The sequence below is a fragment of the Actinomadura soli genome (genome assembly GCF_005889715.1).
Classification (GTDB): domain Bacteria; phylum Actinomycetota; class Actinomycetes; order Streptosporangiales; family Streptosporangiaceae; genus Spirillospora; species Spirillospora soli.
This window is the reverse complement of sequence record NZ_VCKW01000467.1, coordinates 1-3,307: the sequence shown is the minus strand read 5'-3', so window position 1 is coordinate 3,307 and position 3,307 is coordinate 1. Positions and strand designations below refer to the sequence as shown.

3 protein-coding genes are annotated in these 3,307 nt (G+C 73.5%); all 3 read left to right on the top strand.

Features of this window, described 5'->3' with window-relative positions; genetic code table 11:
- Positions 1-171 precede the first annotated feature (171 nt).
- Genes ssd through ETD83_RS40695 form a run of 3 tightly spaced genes read left to right on the top strand, consistent with a single transcriptional unit; the run spans position 172 to position 3,094 of the window.
- Entirely contained in the window at positions 172-1,254 is a 1,083-nt protein-coding gene (ssd, locus tag ETD83_RS40705) for a septum site-determining protein Ssd (RefSeq protein ID WP_138650587.1), read from the top strand.
- Complete coding sequence (locus tag ETD83_RS40700; RefSeq protein WP_138650586.1) at positions 1,251-2,402, top strand: TadA family conjugal transfer-associated ATPase; 1,152 nt, start codon at positions 1,251-1,253, stop codon at positions 2,400-2,402. The genes ssd and ETD83_RS40700 overlap by 4 nt, the downstream gene beginning before the upstream one ends.
- Positions 2,399-3,094: a type II secretion system F family protein gene (locus ETD83_RS40695; RefSeq protein ID WP_138650585.1), complete on the top strand. Its 696-nt coding sequence runs from the start codon at positions 2,399-2,401 to the stop codon at positions 3,092-3,094. Before ETD83_RS40700 ends, ETD83_RS40695 begins: the two co-directional genes overlap by 4 nt.
- Positions 3,095-3,307: the final 213 nt, after the last annotated feature.

The following is a 3,307-nucleotide window of genomic DNA, read 5'->3' as shown; positions in this document are numbered from 1 at the left end:
CCATCAGGGCGTCCGCACCCCAAGGGGCGCCGCCGACGTCGCAAGCGCCACCGGCAAGATCGCGCTGCGGATGCCGCTGGGGCCGAAGTTATCCACAGTTCGCGGAAGTTCTTCGCCGTCGCCTCGCGGGCTCGCAAGGTGGATGTCTCCGAAACGTTGAAGGGGCATCCGATGAATCTTGCGGCACTGATCGTCACGAGCGACCCCGCCCTCGCTGACGGCCTGCTCCGCCTCGCGGCCGCCGCCGACGCTCACGCGGAGGTCGCCTACGGCACGGACGAGGCCAGAGCCGCCTGGACGTGGCCGGCCCTCATCCTCGTGGGCGCCGACGTGGCCGAGGACGTGGCGTCCGCAGGTCTCCAGCGCAGACCCGGCGTCGTCCTGGTCACCGGCGACGGTGCCACGTCCGAGGCATACCGCCTCGCAGTGGAGGCCGGCGCGCAGGACGTCGCCGCCCTGCCCGACCACGAAGACTGGCTGATCAACGCGTTCGCCCAGGCCACCGAACCCGAGGGCGGGTGGGCCACCACCCTGTGCGTCGTCGGCTCCCGGGGCGGCGCGGGCGCCAGCGTCCTCGCGACCGCGCTCGGCCTCGCGGCGGCGGGCCAGGGCCTGCGCACGCTGCTCGTGGACGCCGACCCGTTCGGCGGCGGCGTCGACCTCATGCTCGGCCTGGAGGAGCACGAGGGCATCCGCTGGCACGACCTCGCCGAACGCCGAGGCCGGCTGAGCACCGCCACCCTGCGCGAGACGCTGCCGCGTTGCGGCGACCTGTCCGTCCTGTCGTGGCGGCGCGGCGAACCCGTCCCCGTCTCCGACGACGCCGCCCGGTCCCTGTTCGACGCGGCCGTGCGCGGCTTCGACCTGGTCATCGTGGACGTCCCCCGCTATCCCGGCAATGTCGGCCGCGCGGCCCTGCGCTCCGCCGACGTGACGTTCCTGCTGGTCCCGGCCGAGGTCCGCGCGACCGTCGCCGCCGACGGCCTCGCCGCCGCGCTCCGCCGCCACTCCAGCGACGTGCGCCTCGTCGTCCAGGGCCCCGCGCCGGGCGGGCTGACGACCGACGCGGTCGTCCATGCCCTCGACCTCCCGTCCGCGGGCTCCTTCGAGCGCGACCGCCGCCTCCCCGCCGCCATCGACGAGGGCGGCCTCGAACGCGCCTGCCGCCGGGGCCCGCTCGCCGAGTTCTGCACCGGCGTCCTCGCCGACCTCGCGCTCCAGCCGTACGCCTACCGGGAGGAGGCGGCCGCGTGACCAGCCTGTCCGACGCCGTCCGCGACCGGCTGGCCGGCACCGGCGGCGAACCGACGGCCGGCCGGGTCGCCGCGGCACTGCGCGCTGAGGAACGCCTCCTCGGCGACCGCGAGATACTGACGCTGGCCGACGAGTTACGCGCCGAGTTCGTGGGCGCCGGGCCACTGGAGCCGCTGCTGCGCTCCCCGGACGTCACTGACGTCCTGGTCAACGGCCCCGACGAGGTCTGGGTCGACACAGGCGCGGGCCTCGTCCGCACGGCCTTGCGTTTCCCGGACGAGCGGTCCGTCCGCCGCCTGGCCCAGCGCCTCGTCGCCGCCGCAGGCCGCCGTCTCGACGACGCCTCCCCCTACGCGGACGCCAGGCTCCCGGGCGGAGTGCGCTTGCACGCGGTCCTCCCACCCATCGCCGCCACCGGGACATGCATCTCCCTGCGCCTCCCGCGCCGCCGCGCCTTCACGCTGGACGAGCTGACCGCGACGCGCACCGTCCCGCCCGAGGGAGCCGCACTGCTCGCGTCCTTGATCGAGTCCCGTGCCGCCTTTTTGATCAGCGGCGGCACGGGCACTGGCAAGACGACCGTCTTGAGCGCCTTGCTTTCCCTGGCCGACCCCGCCGAACGGCTCGTCCTGGTGGAAGACTCCGCCGAACTGAAACCGTCCCACCCCCACGTGGTCCGGTTGGAAGCCCGCCCGCCCAACATGGAGGGGGCCGGGGGCGTGGCCTTGAACGACCTGGTCCGCCAGGCCCTGCGCATGCGCCCCGACCGTCTGGTGGTGGGCGAGGTCCGAAGTTCCGAAGTTGTGGTTCTCCTGCAGGCGCTGAACACGGGCCACGAAGGAGGTTGCGGCACCCTCCACGCGAACACGGCCGCGGACGTGCCCGCCCGGCTCGAAGCACTGGCGTGCGCGGCGGGCCTGACCCGGGAGGCCGTCCACAGCCAGTTGGCCGCCGCGCTGGACATCGTGGTCCACCTGGTCCGCGAGCCGGGCGGAGGGCGCCGACGCGTGGCCGAGATCTGCCTTGTCCGCCGGGCGTCCGATGGGCTGGTCGGCGTTGTCCCCGCAGTGTCGTTCACGGCGTCCGGCGAGGTCGTTCCCGGTCCCGGCGCCGACCTACTCGCTGACCGGTTGGCGGCAGCCGCATGATCGGCATGCTCGCGGCCCTCTGTTCCGCCGCCGCCGTCTGGACGTTCTTGACCCCACCCACCGCCACACGCCGCCTGGACCGCCTCCTCACCCGTCCACCCAGCAACCCGTTCCTCCTCATCAAGACCAGAGCAGGGGCCCTACGCGAAGGCCGAACCCTTCCCCACCGTCGGCGCACCTCCGTCATCGAACTCTGCGACGCCATGGCCGCCGAGCTCACCGCGGGCCGAACCCCCGACGAGGCGTTCACGGCGGCCACCACCGTCCTCGATCCGCACGTTGCCGAGGAACTCCTCAGCCTCCCTCGTCCACCTCCCGACCACCTGGATGAACTGGCGACGCGGCCAGGCGCCGAGGGTCTTCGCCTGCTGGCGGCGTGCTGGCGGGTCGGCGCCGAACGCGGCGGCACCCTCGCCACCGTCCTCGACGGCTTGGCCACCGCCCTGCGCGACGAGGAATCGCAGCGTCAGGACGTGTCCGTCCAGCTCGCCGGTCCCCGCGCGACGGCCCGCCTGCTCGCCGCCCTACCCCTCCTGGGCCTGGCCATGGCCGCCGGCCTCGGTGCGCACCCGCTGGCCTTCCTCTTCGGGACGCTCCCGGGCCTGGCCTGCCTGATCACAGGTGTGACCCTCAACCTGACCGGCCTCTACTGGACCCGCCGACTGGCCAGATCCGCAGAAGCCCTCCGCTAGCCGGCACCCGACAAGCAGGTGACACATGACGAGCCTGATCGTGCTGTGCGCGGCAGCATCGGCCTTCCTCCTCCCCAGGGGGACGGCCCCAGCCACAAAGAGACTCGCGGACCAGTTCCCGGAACACCCCCGAGACCACACGTCGACGACCTGGCCAAGAACCCACAACCGCGCCCAGGCAGCAGCGCCCCAGCATCCAGACGACCCAACAAC